General features: G+C 30.2%; 19 protein-coding genes and 1 other RNA gene. 11 read left to right on the top strand and 9 right to left on the bottom strand.

Annotated features, from left to right (window positions below; genetic code table 11):
• Positions 1 to 33: 33 nt before the first annotated feature.
• A complete protein-coding gene (locus ACQ629_RS01505; RefSeq protein WP_483706199.1) occupies positions 34 to 1,272 on the bottom strand; it encodes an HD domain-containing protein in 1,239 nt (412 codons plus the stop codon).
• 150 nt (positions 1,273 to 1,422) lie between these two features.
• On the opposite strand from ACQ629_RS01505, the gene porX reads away from it, so the two are divergent.
• Genes porX through ACQ629_RS01485 form a run of 4 tightly spaced genes read left to right on the top strand, consistent with a single transcriptional unit; the run spans position 1,423 to position 5,035 of the window.
• Positions 1,423 to 2,970: a T9SS response regulator signal transducer PorX gene (gene porX, locus ACQ629_RS01500; protein ID WP_483706198.1), complete on the top strand. Its 1,548-nt coding sequence runs from the start codon at positions 1,423 to 1,425 to the stop codon at positions 2,968 to 2,970.
• 38 nt (positions 2,971 to 3,008) lie between these two features.
• Positions 3,009 to 3,422, top strand: a complete 414-nt coding sequence (gene tsaE, locus ACQ629_RS01495) for a tRNA (adenosine(37)-N6)-threonylcarbamoyltransferase complex ATPase subunit type 1 TsaE (protein WP_483706197.1) — start codon at positions 3,009 to 3,011, stop codon at positions 3,420 to 3,422.
• A 5-nt stretch (positions 3,423 to 3,427) separates the two neighbouring features.
• On the top strand, positions 3,428 to 4,624 hold the full coding sequence (locus ACQ629_RS01490; protein ID WP_483706196.1) for an alanine dehydrogenase: 1,197 nt from the start codon (positions 3,428 to 3,430) through the stop codon (positions 4,622 to 4,624).
• Between the two features lie 39 nt (positions 4,625 to 4,663).
• Positions 4,664 to 5,035 carry a DUF4258 domain-containing protein gene (locus ACQ629_RS01485; protein WP_483706195.1) on the top strand — a complete coding sequence of 124 codons (372 nt, stop codon included), beginning with the start codon at positions 4,664 to 4,666 and terminating at the stop codon, positions 5,033 to 5,035.
• Here ACQ629_RS01485 and ACQ629_RS01480 read toward each other — a convergent pair.
• Together ACQ629_RS01480 and ACQ629_RS01475 are read right to left on the bottom strand one after the other, a co-directional pair.
• Complete coding sequence (locus tag ACQ629_RS01480; protein WP_483706194.1) at positions 5,032 to 5,625, bottom strand: YdeI/OmpD-associated family protein; 594 nt, start codon at positions 5,623 to 5,625, stop codon at positions 5,032 to 5,034. The two genes, ACQ629_RS01485 and ACQ629_RS01480, sit on opposite strands and share 4 nt — an antisense overlap.
• A gap of 12 nt (positions 5,626 to 5,637) precedes the next feature.
• Entirely contained in the window at positions 5,638 to 7,833 is a 2,196-nt protein-coding gene (locus tag ACQ629_RS01475; protein ID WP_483706193.1) for a RecQ family ATP-dependent DNA helicase, read from the bottom strand.
• A 142-nt stretch (positions 7,834 to 7,975) separates the two neighbouring features.
• Here ACQ629_RS01475 and ACQ629_RS01470 point away from each other — a divergent pair, with 142 nt between their 5' ends.
• The 4 genes from ACQ629_RS01470 (at position 7,976) to lptB (ending at position 10,121) form a co-directional block, all read left to right on the top strand.
• A complete protein-coding gene (locus tag ACQ629_RS01470; protein ID WP_483706192.1) occupies positions 7,976 to 8,161 on the top strand; it encodes a hypothetical protein in 186 nt (61 codons plus the stop codon).
• A 1-nt stretch (position 8,162) separates the two neighbouring features.
• Positions 8,163 to 8,987 (top strand): twin-arginine translocase subunit TatC, encoded by an 825-nt coding sequence (gene tatC / locus ACQ629_RS01465; protein WP_483706191.1) that lies wholly within the window; start codon positions 8,163 to 8,165, stop codon positions 8,985 to 8,987.
• A complete protein-coding gene (locus ACQ629_RS01460; protein WP_483706190.1) occupies positions 8,962 to 9,309 on the top strand; it encodes a carboxymuconolactone decarboxylase family protein in 348 nt (115 codons plus the stop codon). The genes tatC and ACQ629_RS01460 overlap by 26 nt, the downstream gene beginning before the upstream one ends.
• A gap of 77 nt (positions 9,310 to 9,386) precedes the next feature.
• The gene (gene lptB / locus ACQ629_RS01455) at positions 9,387 to 10,121 is read left to right on the top strand and encodes an LPS export ABC transporter ATP-binding protein (protein WP_483706189.1); all 735 of its coding nucleotides are present in this window, start codon (positions 9,387 to 9,389) and stop codon (positions 10,119 to 10,121) included.
• A gap of 66 nt (positions 10,122 to 10,187) precedes the next feature.
• Here lptB and ACQ629_RS01450 read toward each other — a convergent pair whose 3' ends face one another.
• On the bottom strand, positions 10,188 to 10,922 hold the full coding sequence (locus tag ACQ629_RS01450; RefSeq protein ID WP_483706188.1) for a CDP-alcohol phosphatidyltransferase family protein: 735 nt from the start codon (positions 10,920 to 10,922) through the stop codon (positions 10,188 to 10,190).
• 101 nt (positions 10,923 to 11,023) lie between these two features.
• On the opposite strand from ACQ629_RS01450, the gene ACQ629_RS01445 reads away from it, so the two are divergent.
• Together ACQ629_RS01445 and ACQ629_RS01440 are read left to right on the top strand one after the other, a co-directional pair.
• Positions 11,024 to 12,001, top strand: coding sequence for a YheT family hydrolase (locus ACQ629_RS01445; protein WP_483706187.1), 978 nt, complete (start codon positions 11,024 to 11,026; stop codon positions 11,999 to 12,001).
• Between the two features lie 163 nt (positions 12,002 to 12,164).
• Positions 12,165 to 13,268 (top strand): lipoprotein N-acyltransferase Lnb domain-containing protein, encoded by a 1,104-nt coding sequence (locus ACQ629_RS01440; protein ID WP_483706186.1) that lies wholly within the window; start codon positions 12,165 to 12,167, stop codon positions 13,266 to 13,268.
• Here ACQ629_RS01440 and aroQ read toward each other — a convergent pair.
• The 4 genes from aroQ to ACQ629_RS01420 all read right to left on the bottom strand — a co-directional run bounded on the left by aroQ (position 13,245) and on the right by ACQ629_RS01420 (position 15,694).
• Positions 13,245 to 13,661 carry a type II 3-dehydroquinate dehydratase gene (gene aroQ / locus ACQ629_RS01435; RefSeq protein WP_483706185.1) on the bottom strand — a complete coding sequence of 139 codons (417 nt, stop codon included), beginning with the start codon at positions 13,659 to 13,661 and terminating at the stop codon, positions 13,245 to 13,247. The genes ACQ629_RS01440 and aroQ overlap by 24 nt on opposite strands.
• Before the next feature lie 99 nt (positions 13,662 to 13,760).
• Positions 13,761 to 14,291, bottom strand: coding sequence for a DUF3575 domain-containing protein (locus tag ACQ629_RS01430; protein ID WP_483706184.1), 531 nt, complete (start codon positions 14,289 to 14,291; stop codon positions 13,761 to 13,763).
• A gap of 129 nt (positions 14,292 to 14,420) precedes the next feature.
• On the bottom strand, positions 14,421 to 14,921 hold the full coding sequence (locus tag ACQ629_RS01425; RefSeq protein WP_483706183.1) for a hypothetical protein: 501 nt from the start codon (positions 14,919 to 14,921) through the stop codon (positions 14,421 to 14,423).
• Between the two features lie 251 nt (positions 14,922 to 15,172).
• Positions 15,173 to 15,694: a hypothetical protein gene (locus tag ACQ629_RS01420; RefSeq protein ID WP_483706182.1), complete on the bottom strand. Its 522-nt coding sequence runs from the start codon at positions 15,692 to 15,694 to the stop codon at positions 15,173 to 15,175.
• A 179-nt stretch (positions 15,695 to 15,873) separates the two neighbouring features.
• Here ACQ629_RS01420 and xerA point away from each other — a divergent pair, with 179 nt between their 5' ends.
• Positions 15,874 to 16,791 carry a site-specific tyrosine recombinase/integron integrase gene (gene xerA, locus ACQ629_RS01415; RefSeq protein ID WP_483706181.1) on the top strand — a complete coding sequence of 306 codons (918 nt, stop codon included), beginning with the start codon at positions 15,874 to 15,876 and terminating at the stop codon, positions 16,789 to 16,791.
• A 97-nt stretch (positions 16,792 to 16,888) separates the two neighbouring features.
• On the opposite strand, the gene ffs is transcribed toward xerA, so the two are convergent.
• An RNA gene (ffs, locus tag ACQ629_RS01410) (signal recognition particle sRNA small type) lies at positions 16,889 to 16,987 on the bottom strand.
• Between the last annotated feature and the right edge of the window lie 63 nt (positions 16,988 to 17,050).

Below are 17,050 nucleotides of genomic sequence, written 5' to 3'. Positions count from 1 at the left end.
GTTTAATTACCCCTTGTTAGAATTACTTAACAATTAAATTAAGCTTGTTTTTTTAGGATAACATAAATAGTATTTAATAACAGGTTTAGATAAAGCCTTTAAATTTAATTGATCAGAAGCTTTAGCTATGTCTTTTAACTTGCCTTTTTTTGTATAAATTTTAATAGGCTTATTGGTGTTATAAGCCTGATGTTTAATTTTGTTTGATAAAACAAAGTAATTTAAATCTTCTTTATCTATGCCGTTGTTTTCTGATATCTTTTTATAAATTTCATTTTTATACTTTTCTGTAAAAGGTTCATCCTGTATTTCAATCTTTAAAAGATTTCTATGAATTAGCATTTTTGCTAAAGAAGAAAGCACAAAATCTTCGTGATGCACCCATTCTTTTATTGCCGACATTACATCGTAATCATCTAGTTCTGAAAATATTTTTAATGTTTTATTGCTGAAATTACTTTCGGTAATCGGATTGTATAAAAAATATTTCAAAGCACTACTTGCTGGCACATTAACACCTTTTGTAGCCAATTCTTTCGCCCTTTTCAGCACGTTTACCAGGGTGTTTTCAGCGACTAAACCTGTTTTATGTAAATAAACTTGCCAATACATTAAACGACGAGCAATAATAAATTTTTCGACAGAATATATTCCTTTTTGCTCAATTACTAACTCATCATTTACAACATTCATCATTGCGATTAAACGATCCGATGAAATATTCCCTTCCGTAACACCTGTGTAAAAACTATCTCTTTTTAAATAATCTAATCGATCAATATCTAATTGACTAGATATTAACTGATATAAAAATTCTCTGTGATATTTTCCTTCAAAAATTTGAATAGCCAAACTTAATTGTCCATCAAATTCGTCATTTAAAACTCTCATGAATTTTAACGAAATTTCTTCATGTGAAACTCCATTTACAATACTATGTTCTAGGGCGTGAGAAAAAGCTCCGTGACCAATATCATGCAATAAAATTGCTACATATAAAGCATTTGCTTCTTCATTTGAAATTGCTACATTTTTATTCCTTAATATATATACGGCTTTTTGCATTAAGTGCATACACCCTATTGCATGATGAAAGCGGGTATGATTGGCTCCCGGATACACCATACTAGACAACCCCATTTGTGCCACCCTTCTTAATCGTTGAAAATATGGATGCTCAATAATATCAAATATTAAAGAATTGGGGATGGTTATAAATCCGTAAATAGGATCGTTTATAATCTTTAATTTGTTCGTTTTCTGACTGTTCAAAATATCTTAATATTTCAATTTTAAACAAAAGAATCATAATTTATCTACAAAACCAAATTAACAAAAGCTTTATTAACGTATTTTTAGCTTTTAGATATACAACAAATACGTTTAAGAGCGTTAATTTAGTATAAAGACATGAATATTATGATGAGAAATATAGATATACTTTGGGTTGATGATGAAATAGATTTATTAAAACCACACATTTTATTTTTAGAGAAAAAAAACTATAGTGTAACTACTTCTACAAATGGTGCTGATGCGATAGATTTGGTTGATGAACAAAATTTTGATATTGTTTTTTTAGATGAAAATATGCCAGGAATCACTGGTTTAGAAACGCTGGCTGCCATCAAACAAAAAAACGCAAATCTTCCTGTGGTGATGATTACCAAAAGTGAAGAAGAATATATAATGGAAGAAGCTATTGGATCTAAAATAGCCGATTATTTAATAAAACCTGTAAATCCGAATCAGATATTATTAAGTTTAAAGAAAAACTTAGATCATTCTCGTTTAATATCTGAAAAAACCACTTCAAATTACCAACAAGAGTTCAGAAAAATATCGATGGACTTAGCTATGGTCAACTCTTATGAAGAATGGACAGAATTATACAAAAAACTAGTGCATTGGGAATTAGAGTTAGAGAATATTAATGATACCGGAATGCTAGAGATTTTAGAATCTCAGAAATCAGAAGCAAATTCTCAGTTTTTTAAATTCATCAAAAAAAATTATCAAAATTGGCTTACGAATGATGATAAGCCTACTTTTTCGCACACTTTATTTAAAGACTATGTAGTCCCTACGCTATCAAAAGAGCAAGGAGTTTTATTGGTTGTTATTGATAATCTTCGTTACGATCAATATCGTGTTTTAGAGCCTTTTATCAATAATTATTATAAAAAAGAAGAAGAACATTCCTATTATAGTATTTTACCTACTGCAACACAATATGCCCGTAATGCTATTTTTTCTGGATTGATGCCTTCTGAAATGGAAAAAAAACATCCCGAATTTTGGCGAAACGATACCGATGAGGGTGGAAAAAATTTATTTGAACCCGATTTTTTAGATGCTCAAATAAAAAGATTAAAATTAAACATTAAACACGAATATTATAAAATTGTATCACTTAGAAGTGGTAAAGAATTAGCCGATAACTATAACGGTACAAAGCAAAACGATTTAACAGTAGTTGTTTATAATTTTGTAGACATGTTATCGCACGCTAAAACCGAAATGGAAGTTATTAAAGAGCTTGCTGGTGATGATAAGGCATATAGATCGTTGTCTGTTAGTTGGTTTAAAAACTCACCTTTATATGATATTATTCAGAAAGCACAGAAATTAGGTCAAAAACTAATTATTACTACCGATCATGGTACTATTAATGCTAAAAACCCAACAAAAGTAGTTGGTGACAAAAATATCAGTTCTAATTTACGTTACAAAACAGGTAGAAGTTTAAGTTATGAAGATAAAGATGTGTTTGCGGTTAAGAACCCGAAAGATATATTTTTACCGAGTGTAGCTATAAACAGTCCGTTTATTTTTGCCAAAGAAGATTTGTTTTTTGCCTATCCTAATAATTATAATCATTTTGTAAAGTACTTTAAAAACACTTATCAACATGGTGGCGTATCGTTAGAAGAAATAATTATTCCTTGTGCTATTTATAGCCCTAAATAATTTCATAAACATATTATAGTTTTCTATTTTTGCTTGCTATGAACAAAAATTATTCTTTAAACGAATTAACCCAAACAGCTGAAGACATTGTAAATAAGGTTCAGAATAAAGTATTGCTTTTTTATGGTGATATGGGTGTTGGTAAAACAACTTTAATAAAAGAAATATGCAAAGTTTTAGGTGTTGAAGATGTAGCGCACTCCCCTACTTTTTCTCTAGTAAACGAGTATCAAACAACCAGTAGTGATATTGTTTATCATTTTGATTTTTATAGAATCGAGCATGAAGAAGAAGCTTACGATATGGGCGTTGAGGATTATTTATATAGCAGCAACTGGTGCCTAATTGAATGGCCAGAAAATGTTAAAAATTTACTACCTTTAGATGCTGTTACTGTAAAAATTAATCTTTTAGACAACGGTCAACGTAATATTCAACTAACAAACAACTAGTTATAATGAGTTCTATTTCGCCTTTTACCAAAGAGCAATTAATGCCACAACCTGAAATGCTTGAAATAAAAAAACAAAAAGGCGAATTATTTATAGGTTTACCCAAAGAAACACACTTTGAAGAAAAACGTATTAGTTTATCTCCCGATGCTGTTTCTGCTTTAGTAGAAAATGGTCATAGAGTTGTTATTGAAACTGGTGCTGGTGATGGTGCTAATTATAGTGATAAAGAATATTCTGATGCAGGCGCTAAAATAGCTTACAATACCAAAGAAGCTTTTGGATGCACTATTGTTTTAAAAGTTGCACCACCTTCTTTAGATGAAATTAAAATGTTAAATCCACAAACGGTTTTAATTTCTGCGTTACAACTAAAAACTCAAGATAAAAAATATTTTGAAGCACTAGCTAGTAAGCGAATTACTGCAGTTGCTTTTGATTATATAAAAGATGAACACGGGGTATATCCAATCGTAAAATCATTAAGTGAAATTGCAGGGATTGCATCTATGCACATTGCTGCCGAATTAATGACAACCTCTAATGGTGGTAACGGGTTATTATTAGGTAATATTGGTGGTGTGCCACCAAGTGATGTAGTAATATTAGGAGCTGGTACTGTTGGTGAATTCGCTGCACGCTCTGCTATCGGATTAGGAGCTCGTGTAAAGGTTTTTGATAATTCTATTACAAAGCTTAGAAAATTACAACATTGTGTACAATCACCTGTTTACACCTCTACCGTTCAGCCTAAAACATTAACAAAAGCTTTAATGCGTTGTGACGTTGTAATTGGTGCTATGAGAGGTAAAGATCGTTCTCCTGTAATTGTTACAGAAGGTATGATTGAACAAATGAAAGATGGTGCTGTTATTGTTGATGTTAGTATTGATCGTGGTGGATGTTTCGAAACCTCTAAAGTTACTACACATAGTAAGCCTACCTTTACACAACATGGTGTGATTCATTATTGTGTACCAAACATTCCTTCACGATATGCACGTACAGCATCAGTTTCTATTAGTAATATATTTACACCATACTTATTAAATATTGCAGAGGAAGGCGGATTTGAAAATGCTGCTCGTTTTGATAGAAGCTTGCGTAACGGAATGTATTTTTATCACGGAATCCTAACAAATAAAACGGTAGCCGATTGGTTTGACTTACCTTATAGAGATATTAATTTATTAATTTTATAAGCTGTTTTTTACTTACTTTTGCGATCACAAAATTTTACTATGCAATTTTTAAAACGTTTTGGCTATTATGCAATCGGATTAGGTTTCGGTTCTTTAATTGTATTATTTATTTGGAAAGGTAAAGATGTTTCTTTTGATTACGGAATGGACGCTCGTACCTTAAAAACAATTCGAATTAGAAAAAGATTATTTTCTGATACAGCAAAACAACTTTTAACAAATTCGGCTATTGATACTGCAACCATATCTGCAATTTTAAAAAATGGAGATGTTGATTTCGGAAAAAGTAAATCACGTATAAAACCTTGTCCTGAATATTTTATTACAGGTAAAGACAGTTTAAAACATATCGATTTATATGTTGTTAGGTGTGATTCTACCACAACTATTGATCAAATTACAATAAACTAGCAGTTTTTATACTTATCGTTAAGTCCTAATCGTTTTATAATCATAGGGATAATTTTCTCTAGTCTTTTATGCTTGGTTGTATCTCTCTTTGCTTCCGAGATATAATTTGCGTATTCTCTTTTTTTACTAAGTGAAAACTGAGTAAAACTTTCCTTTAAAACTTCATTATTATCTAATGCTAATTGCAGTTCGGTTGGAATTATTAAAGGTTTAGTGTTTTTAACCGGTTTTAATTCTTTTCCTTTTTCAGAGTTTAGTATAGCTTCTAAAATATACTCTTTAACTAAAACGACATCAATCTCATTCAATGCACAAAACCGCCATTGACGCATTGCATGTGTTTTTTCTTCTTGAGCGTTTACCAATACTTTTTTATCATCATTTAAAAACACTCCTTGAAAAAACCAAAGTCCGCAATAATTTTTAAACGCAGATAATCCTATAATGTTTTTATTTTTATAAACATAAACAGGTGCTCCCCATTTTATAGTTTCTTCTAATGGTAATTCTAATAAAACAGAACGCAAGAGCTTTAACTCTTGCGTCCATTTATTTTTATCTGTAATATAATCTAGCACTTTGGTATTCATAAATGTACTATTTTAATTTGCTATTTCACTTGTAAATTTAATACGCATTAAGCGCAATTCATCTTCGTCGTAATCACCATCAAACTCATCTAATGCTTCTTGAATCTTATCAGTTTCAGATTCCATAAAATAATCATGTATTTCTTCCTGCTGATCTTCATCCAGCAAATCTTCAACGGCATAATCTATATTTAATTTAGTACCTGAAAACACAATTGCTTCCATTTCTTTTAACAACTCTGCCATGCTTAATCCTTTTGATTTAGAAATATCCTCTAAAGGTAATTTTCTATCTGTATTCTGAATAATAAAAAGCTTTAATCCAGAATTTACACCTATACTCTTAACGATTAAATCATCAGGGCGCATAATATCATTCTCTGCTACATAGCTTGAGATAAGTTTCACAAAATCTTTACCGAATTTCTTAGATTTCCCTTCTCCTACACCATGCACTTTAGATAATTCTTCTAGTGTAATTGGGTATTTTAAAGCCATGTCATCTAACGAAGGGTCTTGAAAAACAGCAAAAGGTGGTACACCTAAACGTTTACCTACACTTTTACGTAAATCTTTTAACATGCCCACTAATTTAGCATCAACACCACCAGTTGACTTTGTGTTTGCTATAATTATTCCTGCATCATCTGTAGCATATACATGATTTTCAGTCATCATAAAAGAGGTTGGATTTTTTATAAATTCCTTTCCTTTTTCCGTTAACTTTAAAACACCGTATTGCTCAATTTCTTTCTTGATTAAATCTACCACCAATACCTGACGAATTAATGCCATCCAATAATGATTAATTTTATCTTTTCCGATTCCGAAAAAAGGTTGTGCTGTTGTTTTATGTGATTTTAATAATGCATTTTGCGCACCTATTATAGTGTTTACAACCTCTTTAGGTTTATACATTTCATTAGTATCTCTAATTACAGATAATAATGTTTTTACTTCATCTTTTGCTTCATGACGTTTTTTAGGCGTTCGCATATTATCATCCAACTCAGCCCCTTCTCCGGTTACAGCATCAAACTCTTCCCCAAAATAATGTAATATATATTTACGTCTGTTCATAGACGTTTCTGCATAACCAACAACTTCTTGCAGTAATGCATGACCAACTTCCTGCTCTGCAACAGGTTTATTTGCCATAAACTTCTCTAGTTTTTCTATGTCTTTATATGAGTAAAAAGTTAAACAATACCCTTCTCCTCCATCACGACCTGCACGACCGGTTTCTTGGTAATAACTTTCTAAACTTTTAGGAATATCATGGTGAATAACATAACGAACATCTGGCTTATCAATTCCCATTCCGAAAGCAATGGTAGCAACAATAACATCGCAATCTTCCATCAAAAACATATCTTGATGTCTTGCTCTTTTTTTGGCATCTAATCCGGCATGATAAGGAAGTGCATTAATACCATTTACCTGTAAAACTTGTGCTATTTCTTCTACTTTTTTGCGACTTAAACAGTATATAATTCCTGTTTTACCAATTCGTTGTTTTATAAAACGAATAATGTCTTTTTCAATATCTTTTGTCTTTGGTCGTACTTCATAAAATAAATTAGGCCTATTAAATGATGCTTTAAACACATTTGCATCACTCATTCCTAAAGTTTTAAGAATATCTTCCTGTACTTTTTCGGTAGCTGTAGCTGTTAAACCAATAATAGGTACGTTATCAATTTGTTTGATAATTGTACGTAAATTTCTGTACTCAGGTCTAAAATCATGACCCCATTCAGAAATACAATGAGCTTCATCAATTGCAACAAAAGAGATTGTTTGGTTTCTTAAAAACTCAGCATACTCTTCTTTTACCAAAGATTCAGGTGCAACATATAAAAGTTTTGTTATTCCATTTTCGATATCCGATTTTACTTGTGCTACTTCCGATTTGTTTAATGAAGAGTTTAGTACATGGGCAATTCCGTGCTCTTCTGAAATACCTCTAATAGCATCTACTTGATTTTTCATCAAAGCGATTAAAGGAGAAACAACTATTGCTGTGCCTTCTTTCATTAATGCTGGTAACTGATAACAAAGAGATTTTCCTCCACCAGTAGGCATTATTACAAATGTATTTTCGTTGTTTAAAATACTTTTTACAACTTTTTCCTGTAGACCTTTAAATTGGTTAAAACCAAATATTTTTTTTAATGATCCATATAACTCCGACTGCTCTATATTCATCTCCTAATATCAAAAATTAAAAATGCAAACCAATTTACAAAAAAACTTTATACTAACTAAGTAAATTTTATTTTTATTAAAAAGTTTTCTTCTTAAATATTCTTATTTTTACACTCTATAAATTACTAAAAACTTTTTTAATTTGAAAGACGCAAACGCAATTCTCTCAACAGCAAAAGAAACCATACTTTTAGAAAGTAATGCTATTGCTAATTTAGCAAAATTATTAGATAGTTCGTTTATTGAAGCTGTAAATTTTATTTTCAACCTAAATAGTAGCGATAAGCAAACTTATTTACATGATTTAATTAAAGAAGGTATATTTTAATATGGCTGTAAAAGAAATGTCTTTTTTAGACCATCTTGAAGAATTAAGGTGGCATTTGGTTAGAAGTTTTGCGGCTATTTTTCTGGTAGCCATAATCGTTTTTGCTAATATAAATTTTATTTTTGATGAGTTTTTATTGGCGCATTTAAAACCAGACTTTACTACTTATCAGTTTTTTTGTAACGTATTTACAGCAATCGGTATAGATAGTAGTTTTTGTAATATTGAGTTTGCACGAGAGTTACAAGTATTGAACCCTACAGAAGAATTAATGACAGGAATTTGGTCTTCATTAATTTTGGGTTTTATTGTTTCTTTTCCTTATATATTATGGGAGTTTTGGCGATTTATAGCTCCTGGATTGCATAGTAGCGAAAGAAAAAAATCAAGAGGATTTATTTTCACTTCTTCTTTCCTTTTCTTCTTAGGAATACTTTTTAGTTATTACGTTATTTTACCAATGTCAATATTTTTCTTTTATAACTTTTCTATTGGAGGTTCTATTGTTAAAAATTTTAAATTAGGTGCATATATCAGTTTAATAACAAACACATTGTTAGGTGTAGCTATCTTTTTCGAACTACCCGTAGTTATCTTTTTCCTTACTAAAATAGGATTGATAACACCCGAGTTTTTACGCAAATATCGTAAACACGCATTAGTTGTTGTTTTAGTATTATCTGCAATTATAACACCACCAGACGTTGCTAGTCAAGTAATTGTTTCGGTACCAATAATGATACTATATGAAATTAGCATTTATGTATCACAATATGTCTTAAAAAAACAAAATAAAAAGAATGTCTCAAAAAGTCCAAGAGTTTAACGACTACCGTGCTAAAATGAATGATAAAATTTTAGCTGGTGATAATAAAATTATCAAACGTATTTTTAATTTAGATACAAACGCATTTAAAGAAGGTCATTTACCAACAAAAACTAAAGAGTTACTAGGTTTAGTAGCGTCTGCAGTTTTACGTTGCGATGATTGTATTGCATATCATTTAGAAACTGCTCATAAAAACGGAGTAACCAAAGAAGAAATGATGGAAACTATGGGTATTGCTACGCTAGTTGGTGGAACCATTTTAATTCCGCATTTACGACGTGCCGTTGAATTTTGGGAATCATTAGAACAAAATAGTTAACATATTATTAAGCTATCAATTTATAGTTTTTCTGTATTTTAGTACAATCATTTATCAAAAAAAGCAATTAATAATCAATGAAATTAAGAGCAGATAACATACAAAAGCTTTACGGCAGTAGAAAGGTTGTAAAAGGTATTTCGTTAGAAGTAGAACAAGGAGAAATCATTGGTTTATTAGGTCCGAACGGAGCCGGAAAAACAACTTCCTTTTATATGATTGTTGGAATGGTAAAACCAAATTTTGGTAATATTTATTTAGATGATCAAGAAATTACTGACGATGCAATGTACAAACGTGCTCAAAAAGGAATTGGGTATTTAGCGCAAGAAGCTTCTGTTTTTAGAAAATTATCTGTAGAAGATAATATCATGTCGGTTTTAGAATTTACTGACAGATCTAAATCAGAAAGAAAGAAACGCTTAGAAGAATTAATTGATGAATTTAGTTTAGATCATGTTCGTAAAAACCGTGGAGATTTACTTTCTGGTGGTGAACGTCGTAGAACAGAAATAGCACGTTGTTTAGCGTCGGATCCGAAGTTTATTTTATTAGATGAACCTTTTGCGGGTGTAGATCCTATTGCCGTAGAAGATATTCAGGGAATTGTAGCTAAGCTTAAAACGAAAAACATTGGTATTTTAATTACCGACCATGATGTGCAAGCTACATTAGCAATTACTGATAGAACTTACTTAATGTATAACGGAAGTATTTTAAAAGAAGGAACTCCCGAAGAATTAGCAGAAGACGAAACTGTACGTCGCGTTTATCTTGGTAAAGATTTCGAACTAAAAAAGAAAAAATTTTAACATAAAAACTTATAAAAAAAAGGAGCTTAAAAGCTCCTTTTTTATTGTTCTATATTTAAATATAAATTACGCTTTCTTTAAATTATTAAATATTGATAACCCTACGTATAATAATATTATTAAAGGCACTGCTACAAACTTAATAACTATTAAAAATATAATAGACAATGCTAAAAAGATGTATTTTAATGCGTTTTCTTTAAATCCGAAATTTTTAAATTTTAAAGCAAATAACGGTATTTCAGCATTCATTAAAAAAGTTAGTAATACTGTTACTGCTATCAAAAAATATTGATTCGCTATTAAATCAACAAAAAAAGATTGATTAGAAAACTCAACTATTAACGGCAAAGAAATCACCAATAATGTCATTGCAGGTGTTGGTAAACCTATAAAAGAATCAGACTGTCTTGTATCAATATTAAAATTAGCCAATCTATAACATGCTCCTAAAGTTAATAATAAACCTAAATAAGGTAGGTTACTTCCTGTAGCTCCATAAGTATCAATTCCAAAGTAAGCCGAAGCATCTAAATCTATAGCATTTATTAAAAGCTGCAACATTACAATACCTGGCACTACTCCACTTGTTACCATATCAGCCAAGCTATCTAATTGCTTACCTAATTCGCCTTGTACATTTAACATTCTAGCTACAAAACCATCAAAAAAATCAAATATAATTCCTGCAGTTACCAAAACAGCTGTTCCTATAAAATCACCTTTAAGAGCAAAAATTATGGCAATTGTACCGCTTAGTAAATTTCCTAAAGTTAATAAGTTCGGAATATGTTTTTTCATCGATTTTTAATATTTAAAGCGAAAATAAGAAATCATTTTATCAGTTTTACATTTTACTATTTTTTTATCATATTTGTAATCCTTGCTATAAAACGAAAACCATGCCTATTCTTACTACTAATTTTAATCCGAGTCTTCCATTTAAAAGTGCTCATTTTAATACAATGTATCGCCCTTTGTTTATGAAGGATGCTATTAAGTATCAACGAAAAAGAATTACCACTTGGGATGCCGATTTTATAGATTTAGATTTTTCTTGTATCGGTTCTAAAACATTAGTCCTATTAATTCATGGTTTAGAAGGAAGTGCGCATTCTAATTATATGATTACAACCTCCAATCACTTAAATAAAGCTGGTTTTGACACTGTTTGTATGAACCTACGCAGTTGTAGTGGTGAAGATAACCTCTTATTAGAAACCTATCATAGCGGAAAAACAGACGATGTAGATTTTATTATTAAACACCTTACAGCCAATTATAATTACGAAAATATAATTATTGTAGGTTTTAGTCTTGGTGGAAATTTAACTTTAAAATATTTAGGTGAATACAATGATATTCCTACTGAAGTTAAAGGCGGAATTGCGGTTTCTGTTCCTATTGATTTAACAAGTTCACAAGCGGAATTATTGAAACTAAAAAACAAAATTTATTTAAACGAATTTATAAAATCTATAAAACTTAAAATGCTTGAAAAAGCAGAAAAGTTTCCCGAATTTAATTTAAATAAAACGCTATTATTCAAAGCAACAAAGTTTCGTCATTTAGAAAAACAATACACAGTGCCTGTCTTCGGATTTAAAAGCTCTGAAGATTATTGGACAAAAGCAAGTGCTAAACCATATATACCCAAGATAAAAGTACCTTCTTTATTAATAAACTCATTAGATGACAGTTTTTTATCTAAAGAATGTTACCCTTTTGATGAAGCTAAAAACTCAACTATTTTTCATTTATTAACTCCAAATTACGGAGGGCATGTTGGTTTTATAAGTTCATTTAATGATGCTGATTGCAGGTGGTTAGAAAATAATATTGTTAAATTTATAAAAGAAAACTTAGGTATTTCTTCTTAAAAAAACACCCTTGATAAATAGTATTTCTTTAATCTTTATTAAGATATTTGTACTACTAATAATTACTTTTCAGATTCAAGTTATGATAAAAAAAATCACCACAATACTTCTATTATTACTTTGTACAAACACTATTTTTTCGCAAATAATTACTACAAAAAGCTTGTCTGAATTTTCGCATATTAGTATTATTACATCTGGCCCTGGTGAGGTTTTATATGAAAAGTTTGGGCATACCGCAATACGTGTTAAAGACCCTGCTGCACAACTAGATTTAATTTATAATTACGGTATTTTCGACTTTGACAATCCTACTTTTTATGTTGATTTTACAAAAGGATACATGAAATACAAATTAGTTAAATATCCGTTTTATTTAGCTTTAAAAAGTAGTCAACAAGATAAACGTTGGGTTAAAGAACAAGTTTTAAACTTAACTCAAAACCAGAAGAATGAATTTTTTACTATTCTAGAAACAAATGTACTTCCTAAAAATGCAGGTTATTTATACGATCCTTATTTTGATAATTGTGCTACCAAACCTCGTGATATTATAAAAGAAGTTTTAGGAGCTAATTTAATTTTTCAAGATGATTTTGTTTCTGAAAATTTATCGTTAAGACAATTAATGAACATAGAAATTCACCCAAATACTTGGGGAAGTTTAGGTATTAACGTTGCTTTAGGGAGTCGGTTAGATAAAGTTGCTACTGCAAGCGAGTATTTATATTTACCTGATTATGTTTTTGAAGCTTTAAATTATTCTAAAGTTTTAAGAGACGGAAAAAAAGTGAATTTAGTGTCAAAAACAACTATTTTATTTGATTTTGATGAGAAAGAATTAAAAAGTGATGCTATTAGTCCGTTTTTAATACTCTTACTAATATCCTTATTTGGGTTATTTATCACCTATAAAGATTACAAAAACAAAAAAAGAACTAGATGGTTAGATTTCACCTTGTTTTTTATAACAGGAATCATAGGATTTTTAATTTTTTACTTATGGTTTTTTACCAACCACACTACCGCTCCTAATAACTTTAATTTTTTATGGGCGTTTTTACCAAACTTACTTATTGCTTTCTTTTTAATAAAGAAAAATATACCTAAATGGATTGCGAAATACTGCTTAGTTTTACTCGCATTTTTAGTAATAGCAACTATTATTTGGATTACAGCTACTCAGTTATTCTCTATTACCTTAATTCCTTTATTAACCTTACTAGGAGTTAGATATTGGTTTTTACAAAAAACTCTGAATCGCTAATTCATAACTTTGTAAACCAAAACCTGTAATGACTCCTTTTGCATTTGGTGCAATATAACTTACATGACGAAAATCTTCGCGAGCATGCACGTTAGAAATATGTACTTCTATAACCGGAGTTTCAATACCTTTTACAGCATCAGCAATACCAATAGATGTATGTGTATAAGCGGCTGCATTTAAAATAACACCATCATAATTAAAACCTACTTCATGTAGTTTATTAATAATATTACCTTCTATATTCGATTGATAATAAGACAACTCTACTGATTTATACTTTTTTTGCAACTCTTTAAAAAAATCTTCAAAAGAATTTGAACCATAAATTTCAGGTTCACGTTTACCTAACAAGTTCAAGTTTGGTCCGTTAATAATAATTAATTTTCTCATGTTTCAAATTTATGAAATAAAAAATAGGCTGCTTAAATTTTAAGCATAAAAAAAAGGGAAGCAATATGCTTCCCTTTCTCATTTATTATATTTTAAAATCTACCAAGCGTATCCTAATGATAAACCTAATTTTGGTAAAAATCCTTCAATACTTGTTGAAGAAATATTCCCACTTGTAGAAACAGATACATATTGAGCACCCAAACTTAAATCTAAAGCAAAACCTGAATCTGATCCACCAAATATCCATTGATATCCAGCTACAGCTCCACCACCAAAGAAAGAAAAGTCTCCTTTTTCTCCTTCTGAATCTAAAGATGTATTAGAATAACTTACTACAGGTGCAGCATACCATCCTCTTGGAGTTTCATCTCCAAAAAAGAATTTGTACTTTCCTTCTACTCCAAAACCAGTTGCTTTAGCATCTGATTGCCCTCCTGATGTATTTACTTTTAAACTTGAATAAGCAACCGCTAATTCAACAGAACTAGATTCTGATACAACTCTTTCATAACCAACTTCAAAAGAACCAAAGGCTAAAGATAAAGGGTTAACTTTTAAAACATTTTCCTGTGCATTTGCGGTAAATCCTGCAGCAACCATAGCAATTGCTAATAATAATTTTTTCATAATTTATATATTAATTTTTCAGGGGCAAAAATAAACTTATTTTTATTTCACACAACTATTTTAAAAAAAAAGTACTATTATATTTCTATAATAGTACTTTTTATATTCACTTTAAAGCGTAATTTCTTACTATAAAGAAAAAGAATAAGTTCCTCCTAATCCAATAGTTCCTAAAGTAGAAGTTACATCAATAGTTCCAATACTTTGACTTAAAGTAGCAGCAGAATAATCTAGGTGTAATGTAATTTCCTCTGTTACTTTATAACCTACAAGAGCACGATAATAAAACCCACCATCATTTGATTCAGAAGGTCTTACTCCAATACCGTAACCTAAATCAGCACCAACTACGAACTTTTCAGATACATCATAACGACCAGCTACAGCTAAAGGTAAAAAAGCAGCATCAGCTCCCTCTGCTTGAAAATGTAAATAAGACACAGACGGTCCTACTTTAAATCCTTCAGAAACAGTAAATAAATAGTTAGCTTCAATAGCTCCTGAAACGTTCGCTTCACTAGCATCACCTACTGGTAAACCAATAGTACCACCAACGTTTAATACTCCTTCTTGTGCGTTAGCTGTAAATCCTGCAGCTACCATTGCAATTACTAATAATACTTTTTTCATAATCTTTTAAGTTTATTTTTTTATAAATTTTTAAAGGGACAAAAATAGTCTAATTTTTATTTTTTGCCCTTTTTTTTTGAAAAATTTAACCTCAAAATACGCTGATTTATTATAACTATCTCAATTTGTTTTTGTTACTAATAATTAATCGTTGTAATATTTTATAAATATTAAAATAAACTAGCATATTATAAATTATAAGCTCAAAAAAAGGGAAGCATATGCTTCCCTTTTTAATTGCTAATAATATATTAGAAATGCAATGCAAACCCAATGTTAAGTTCAAATACATTTAAATCTTCTGAATCTCCTAAACCTAAGTTATATCTTAATCCAGGCTCAACACTTACCATATCTCCTAAAAAGATAGCATAACCTGCCTGTAAACCTAGGAAAGATGAGTTAAAATCACCTTGAGAAGCACCAGTATAATCAACTTGAACAGGAATCACACTATTAATATAGTATTTAGCTCCAACTTTGTAAGAAAACTGACCATCTACACCTCCGAAATCACCATAACCTAAACCTAACTTTACAGCTAAATCATCCATAATGAAATAACCTGCTTCAGCTCCTAAATTCCAAATTGTTTGAGAGCCAGCTGGAGTATCAATAGAGCTTAACATGAACCCTGTTCCTGCTGAATGAGCTGATGAACCAAAACCTGTGTTACCTTCTACTAACCATTTCCCTTTAGCTGTTTGACCATCTTGTGCATTCGCTGTAAACCCTGCAGCAACCATAGCAATAAGTAATAATACTTTTTTCATAATTTTATGTTTTTAATTTGAGTAACAAATCTATCTTTTTTTTAAAACAGACAATATATTTTTAAAAAAAATCAATTTATCTAGTTTAGTAATGTAATTATATAGTTTTTAAATGCTTATTTTTAATTTTTTGTTTACTAATTTTACAGCAAAATATAATAGCTCATTAAGAAAAACTAATGAACTGGCAACAAGCAACATCTGATTACACAAACTATTTAAAAATAGAAAGAGGGCTTTCTAAAAATTCTATAGATAGTTATTCTAGAGACGTAAAAAAACTAGTTTCGTTTCTTGATGTGCTTAAAAACAAAAGTTTACCTATATATGTAACGTCGGATATTATTCAGGAGTTTATATATGAAGCTAGTAAAAGTATCAATCCAAAAAGTCAGGCACGTTTAATTTCTGGTTTGCGAAGTTTCTTTGATTATTTAATTTTTGAAGAGTATCGCCAAGACAATCCTACCGATTTAATTGAGAGTCCGAATATTACGCGTAAACTTCCTGATACTCTAGAAAAAGAAGAAGTTGATAACTTAATTGCTGCGATCGATTTAAGTCATCCGCAGGGCGAAAGAAACAAAACAATTATCGAAACTATTTTTAGTTGTGGTTTGCGTGTAAGCGAATTAATCAACTTACAACTATCCGATTTGTTTTTTGATGATGGTTACATCCGTGTTTTAGGAAAAGGAAATAAATTCCGTTTTGTACCCATACATCACACTACAATCAATCGTTTAAATTTTTATATAGATGAGATTCGTCCTAAAATTAATCCGAAGAAAGAAGAAGAGGATATTGTTTTTTTAAACAGACGTGGTAAACGATTAACGCGACAAATGATTTTTATTATATTAAAAGAATTGGCTATTAAAACCAATCTTAAAAAAAGTATTGGTCCGCATACTTTACGCCACTCTTTTGCTACCTACTTATTAAAAAATGGTGCAGACTTACGAGTTATACAACAACTCTTAGGGCATGAAAGCATTACAACTACCGAAATTTATGTGCATTTAGATACCAGTTATTTAAAAGAAGTTGTGGAATTACATCACCCAAGAAGTGATATTAATATAAATGATCAATAAATAGAATCGTTTTTTTGCATTCGTATAATAAACGCTGTAAAAAGCAGGAATACCTAAAAATAATTATGCCCTTTATTTAAAAAATAAAGGGCATAAAAAAAGGCAAGCTACCTACATCACACTGCTACAACCTAATACCCTTGCTGCGTTCCCGCCCTGGGGGGTTCAAAGGGAGCTAGTTGTGTAGGACTTGCCGTTGCAAATTTACAGACTTTTTTGATAAAAACAATGAAAAAAAACGCTTTTTTTTGTAACATTT

Source organism: Tenacibaculum sp. SM2510 (assembly GCF_057002845.1).
This window is presented reverse-complemented; position numbering and strand designations above follow the sequence as displayed.